General features: G+C 47.5%; 5 protein-coding genes. 2 read left to right on the top strand and 3 right to left on the bottom strand.

The features are described 5' to 3' along the window. Nucleotides 1-175: 175 nt before the first annotated feature. The gene (locus ACI31H_RS06685; protein ID WP_439771209.1) at nucleotides 176-2,119 is read left to right on the top strand and encodes a glycoside-pentoside-hexuronide (GPH):cation symporter; all 1,944 of its coding nucleotides are present in this window, start codon (nucleotides 176-178) and stop codon (nucleotides 2,117-2,119) included. Nucleotides 2,120-2,198: 79 nt separating this feature from the next. Here ACI31H_RS06685 and ACI31H_RS06680 read toward each other — a convergent pair whose 3' ends face one another. From ACI31H_RS06680 to ACI31H_RS06670, 3 genes are all read right to left on the bottom strand, one after another. Then, complete coding sequence (locus ACI31H_RS06680) at nucleotides 2,199-3,338, bottom strand: 5-methyltetrahydropteroyltriglutamate--homocysteine S-methyltransferase (RefSeq protein WP_439771208.1); 1,140 nt, start codon at nucleotides 3,336-3,338, stop codon at nucleotides 2,199-2,201. Between the two features lie 385 nt (nucleotides 3,339-3,723). Further along, entirely contained in the window at nucleotides 3,724-4,779 is a 1,056-nt protein-coding gene (locus ACI31H_RS06675) for a serine hydrolase domain-containing protein (RefSeq protein WP_439771207.1), read from the bottom strand. Nucleotides 4,780-4,872: 93 nt separating this feature from the next. Beyond that, nucleotides 4,873-5,337 (bottom strand): universal stress protein, encoded by a 465-nt coding sequence (locus ACI31H_RS06670; protein ID WP_439771206.1) that lies wholly within the window; start codon nucleotides 5,335-5,337, stop codon nucleotides 4,873-4,875. 204 nt (nucleotides 5,338-5,541) lie between these two features. Between ACI31H_RS06670 and ACI31H_RS06665 the strand changes: the two genes are divergently transcribed. Beyond that, nucleotides 5,542-6,000: an Lrp/AsnC family transcriptional regulator gene (locus tag ACI31H_RS06665; protein WP_439771205.1), complete on the top strand. Its 459-nt coding sequence runs from the start codon at nucleotides 5,542-5,544 to the stop codon at nucleotides 5,998-6,000. The last annotated feature ends 125 nt before the right edge of the window (nucleotides 6,001-6,125 follow it).

Raw genomic sequence — 6,125 nt, 5'->3', positions numbered from 1 at the left:
GTTTTTTATTTACCACCAACTGGGTGGCTAACTTCATTCTATAATCTACCAAAATAATAAAACCAACCCTTTATCGTAAAAGTTTACTAAAAAAAACATTGACAAGTTTAGTGAAAGCGCTTAACATAATGACTGTAAGCAATTATTTATATTTCGTAGAAAAGGGGAGTCAATAATGGATAAGCAAGAGCCACACAAGGTTCGCTCTCGTCTCGCATATTCACTCGGGGCGTTTGGACACGATGCCTTCTTTGCATTACTTTCTACTTACTTTATGATGTACGTTACTGGTCACCTGTTTACGTCCAGTGACAAGCACTTTGATAACCGGATGGTCGGGTATGTTACCATGATCATCATGATTCTCCGGATCGTTGAATTACTGATCGACCCACTGATCGGTAACGCTATCGACCGGACGAATACCAAGTGGGGGAAGTTTAAGCCATGGGTTGTTGGCGGTGGTGTTATTTCTGCCGTCCTCCTGGCCGCATTGTTCACGCCACTAGGTGGTTTGAACGTTTCTAACCCATTCATGTACCTGATTGTCTTTGCCATCATCTACATCATCATGGATGTCTTCTATTCCTTCAATGATGTTGGTTTCTGGTCAATGATTCCAGCGATGTCATTCGATTCACACGAACGTGACAAGATCGCTACCTTTGCCCGGGTTGGTTCAACCATTGGTGGTCAGATCATCGGTTTTGTCATCATGCCGATGGTTCTGTTCTTCTCCGTTAAGCAAAACGGTGGTACCGGTGATGACCGTGGTTGGTTCATCTTTGCCGTGATCGTTGCTGCCATTTCCGCCATTACCGCGGTCGGTGTGGGGATGTTCACCCACGAACGGAAGTCACTGCTGCGTGAAAACAAGGAACAGACTAAGTTAAAGGACATTTTGCACATCCTGGTTAAGAATGACCAACTGTTGGCCATTGCGATGTCCTACCTGTTCTTCACTACTGGTCAAACGCTGTTGAACAGTTTTGAACTGTACTACTTCACTTATGTTCTTGGTAATTCGAAGGCCTTCTCAATCCTGGGTGGTCTGAACACGGTTGTCGGGGTTATCTCCGTCTTCGCCTTCCCACTATTCTCAGGTAAGATTGGTCGTCACAAGCTCTTCTATGGTGCCGCAACCATTGAAGTTATCGGTGCCTTGATCTTCGCCTTTGCCGGCAAGTCATTAGCACTGGTTCTGCTCGGTGCCGAATTATTCTTCATCCCACAACCGATTATCTTCTTGGTTGTTCTGATGACGATTACCGACTCTGTTGAATATGGTCAATTGAAGCTGGGTCACCGTGATGAATCATTGACCCTGTCAATTCGGCCACTGCTTGATAAGTTCGGTGGTGCCGTTGCCAACGGTGTTGTTGGTGCCGCTACCGTTGCCGCTGGTATGACTGGTGGTGCTACTGCCGCTACTGTTACTGCTCACGGTGTCAGCATCTTCAAGATTTACATGTTCTTAATTCCAATTGCCTTAATCCTGGTTGGTATTATTATCTTCGCCCTTAAGGTTAAGTTGGATGAAACTTCCCACGCTAAGATCGTGGCTAAGCTGGAACAAACCTGGGGTAAGCACCTGGGCGAAGAAGGTAACGACCAAGCCGCTGCCGAACCAGCACCACAACCACAACCTGGTGTTACCGATATTCCAGCACCCGTTGCTGGTACCCTGGTTAACCTAAAGGATGTCAGCGATCCGGCCTTTGCTGAAGGTAAGATGGGCCAAGGATTTGCGATCAAGCCATCCGATGGTAAGGTTTACGCACCATTCGCTGGTACGGTTCGGGCAACCTTCTCAACCCGGCACGCCGTTGGTTTAGTTTCCGACAACGGAATTGCTCTGTTGATCCACATCGGGATCGACACTGTCAAACTCCACGGTACTGGTTTTGTAACCTACTTCACCAAGGGACAACACGTTGAAAAGGGCCAAGAACTGATGGAATTCTGGGACCCAACGATTAAGAAGGCTGGACTGGACGATACGGTTATTGTTACCGTTACGAACAGCGAAAGCTTCAACTTCGACCTGTTAGCCAAGGCCGGTGACCAAGTCACGGTTAAGGATGACGTCTTGAAGGTTACTAAAAAGGAAAATGACTAGGCTTAACCTAACCATTTAACCCGCAGATAAAAAAGAGGAACGCGACTACAATTAGTCGCGTTCCTCTTTTTAGTTTAGCCTATCCCCACACTTCATTGGCAATGTCCTTAATTAGCTTAACTTTTGCCCACTGCTGGTCCTCCGTTAATACGTTTCCTTCCTCGGTGGATGCAAAGCCACACTGGGGACTTAAACATAACTTATCTAGCGGATGATATTGGGCAGCTTCGTGAATCCGCTTGATGATTGTCGCACGGTCTTCTAATTGTCCCGATTTCGAGGTCACCAGCCCCAACACAACGTACTTATCATCCGGTACTGCGGCCAGGGGCTCAAAACCACCCGCCCGGTCCGAATCATATTCCAAGTAAAAGGCCGTTACATTTTCCTTGGTAAATAACGGGTCAGCAATCGGACCGTAACCACCCGTTGCCGCCCAGGTGGAATGGTAGTTTCCCCGGCAATCGTGTGTATTAATAACCAGGTCGGCCGGCTGGGCGGCAATGACCGCATTATTTAACTCCACCGACTGCTGTTCTAACTTTTCCAGCTGTTGAACATCGAAGCCCGCCGTTTTAATATGCTCAGGATGCTGAGCAAAGTCGGCAAAGGTTGACCAGGTACAGTCATCAAGTTGCAGTGTTCGACAGCCGGCAGCATATAAGTCAGCGATCACCTGGCGGTAGGCAGTTACCAGGTCGGCCGCAAAACCATCGAACGAGGGGTAATGTTCCTTAACACTCGGGATATTTTCGGGCCGCAGGAATTCAAAAAAGGCCTGGGCCGGCGACGGAATAGTTTGCTTTACCTGGATTCCTGCACTGACGTGGTCCTGAGTAAAGCGAAAGTGGTTGACGAAGGGGTGGTCTTCACCACTCACCTTACCGGTAACCTTGGCCGTTTCTGCACGGGTTGTTTCGTCATGAAACCCATACCCCGCCTGGGCCAGTGACTTATCAATCCCGTGAAGGCCCCAAATAAAGTCAAGGTGCCACCAGCTACGACGAAATTCGCCATCAGTCACGGCCCGGAGTCCAGCCGCCTCCTCCTTTTTAATCAAATCAATAATAGCCTGGTCCTCAACTGCCACCAGTTCTTGGTGATCTAGTTGGCCCGCCTGGTATTTGGCCCGCGCCGCCTTTAATTCCTGCGGCCGCAGGAAACTACCAACAATATCAAAACGGAATGGGGAAACGGTTCGCTTAGTAAATTCAGTCATTATAAGGACTCCCTTCGTAAATAAAAAACGTCCCTAGGGCTAATAATCCATTAGCTCTAGGGACGCTTGACAATAACTATCAATAGCGTGTTACCACCCTATCTTCGACCCGACCTCACGACCAGGTCCTCGGCAGGTACTCCGTAGAATACCCCGGTACGATAACGTGTACCAGCCCGTAAGCCGCTTGCTCAACGCTCACAACTTCCATCGCTCCAAGACCATCTTCATTGTGGTAACCAACACTGCCTCTCAGCCTACGCAGTTCTCTGGAGAAGGCTCCTCACAATTACTCATCTCTTCTTTGCGGTTATTTAATTGCTTGTCCAGTATACTATTATAATTTTCTAATCATGTCAACATATATTTTTAATTTTGCAACAGCTTACTGGTCCCCGTTGATCGTCCCCTGCTCCTCACGGTAACCACCAAAGTAAGCGTGGTACAACTGACTATTGAGGGCCCGGAGCTGGGAATAAGAAAGGTTGTTGGCGAATAACATGATTGTCCGTTTTTGCTGGTAATTACTATACAGCGTGCATGAGTACCCCGCCAAATAGCCATTTGCATGTAGGTACGGCGGTTCGATATAGGTTCCCCCAAAGTAGGTTTCCGTCCCTGGTCGGCCCGCGTGCGCAATAAACTGGCTCAATCGGGCCGGATCATCAAGTAATACCCGGTTATAAAACTGCCAGTAAGCGCGAGGGGTACAAAAGATATCTCCCGCCCCTAGTTCTGGTGACATCGCTAGTTGTAGTCGATGCCAGTTGCTTTTTCCGGCAACGATGGCGGCCATTGACTGGCGGCGGACCTGGTCATAAAAGCGGACGCTAACGCCAGCTGGACGTAAAACATGGTCCGTCAGGTAGCTCCGGTAAGACTGGTGACTTACCCGCTGGACAACCGCCGCCAGGAGCATAAAGTCCAGATCGGTATAGTGCCAGGTAAACTGCCCGGTTGACCGGCAGCCCGTTAGTGCATACTGTAATTGGGCCTGCTCGCCCCGCAGCGGCCGTTTTAAGGGCCGGGGCTGGTTGACTAGTCCACTTGTATGCATCATCATCCGGGCGACCGTTACCTGCCCCGCCAGTGGGATATTGGGGAAGAAGTCACTAAGGGGGGTCGTTAACTGCAGTTGCCCCGCCTGAATTAACTGTTCAACCGCAATTCCGGTCATTAATTTTTGAAAGGAGGCCACCGGGAATAAGTGATCAGCCCTAACGACTGGCTGGTGAATAGAACTCTGCCGGTGACTAATAACATGTGGTCGACTAGCGGTCCCGTTTACCAGGGCGACCCCATTAACGTTATTTTTACGAAGGACTCGCTGGAGGCGGTTATCCGTGGACTGGCTAGCCGCCCGGGCTGGTACCGTTATTCCCAATCCCCAGCAGGTAACCAGTCCAACTATTACCCACCGGTACCATTTAGCTTTTATCATTTTCTCATCATCCTGGATAGCATCAGATCAGGCTTTAAAATAAGGAAGAGGCTGAGAAACTCCCAGCCTCATTGGTTAAAAAACTAACCACGATTACTTTTGTTGGTCAACTTCGGTCCGGACAACCAGGACATCAACCGGGGCATTCCGCTTGACGTATGATGTAACAGAACCCATAACCGCCCGTTGCATCCGGGAAAGACCGCTAGCACCGATCATAATCAGGTCATTGTGGTGGTCGTGGATAAAGTCAAAGGAAATAATCGTCTTTGGATTACCCAGCCGAATGTGGATATCCATATTGTCGAAGTCTTCCTTTTCCTTGGCGTCCTTTAACAATTGGCTAAGGTATTCCTTGGACTTATCAACGAGTTGGTAAGCAATGCTACCATCTGACATACCAGCAAAGTTGTATGCCATTGCCCGGGTATCAATTACGTTTAAGACATCAACGTGCGCACCATTCCGCTTGGCAACAAAGATGGCCCGCTTTAAAGCTAGCTCTGATTCTTTAGAACCATCAACCGGCACTAAAATATTTTGGTATTCTTGATCCATATACTTAGCCTCCAATGCAGCATCTTATCTTTATGTTTATATTGTACCATTAAATCACAAGTCGTAGTAAGCTTTCGCCGGATCTCGATAAATTTTTCACAATTGACAACTGATACTAAATCACCTACAATTCAATCAATGTATTAACTAATTATTAGAATAATAACATCATTATCTAATTTTAACGAAAATGAGGCGTATTCCATGGATAAGATTGATCGAAAAATTATTAATTTATTGCAAATGAACGCCCGGGCTTCCCTGAAGGAACTTTCCAAGGAATGTTTCATTTCCTCCCCCGCCATCGCTGCCCGAATTAACAAGCTGGAAAAGGCCGGGGTAATTAACGGCTACCACTCAACCATTGATATGGAAAAAATCGGTTTTCATGTCCGGGCCTTTATTCAAGTACAGCTGGAACCGCGGCAAAAAAAGGAATTCTACCCGTATGTTCAAAGTATCCCGAACGTAGTGGAGTGTAACTGTGTGACCGGTGACTATTCAGAAATTATGGAAGTCGTTTTCCCTTCTACCACCGACCTTGATGATTTCATCAATATCATTCAGCAACGCTTCGGTAAAACTAGTACGCAAATTGTCTTTAGTACCAGCGTTAACCACCGGGGAATCCGTTTGGATAACGATGATGACCAACCAGAATAGTCCGTCGATAACGATAATAAGGGGCCGTCAACATTCAGGTTTGCTGAATGCTGACGGCCCCTTTAGAGTTCGGCAGATTGTAAAATTTAAGTTGAACATTTTAGTGGACAGAAAAACCCATAAAG

Source organism: Limosilactobacillus sp., from assembly GCF_051873035.1.
Lineage (GTDB): Bacteria > Bacillota > Bacilli > Lactobacillales > Lactobacillaceae > Limosilactobacillus.
The sequence above is the reverse complement of the archived record's forward strand: the minus strand, read 5'-3'. Positions and strand labels throughout refer to the sequence as shown.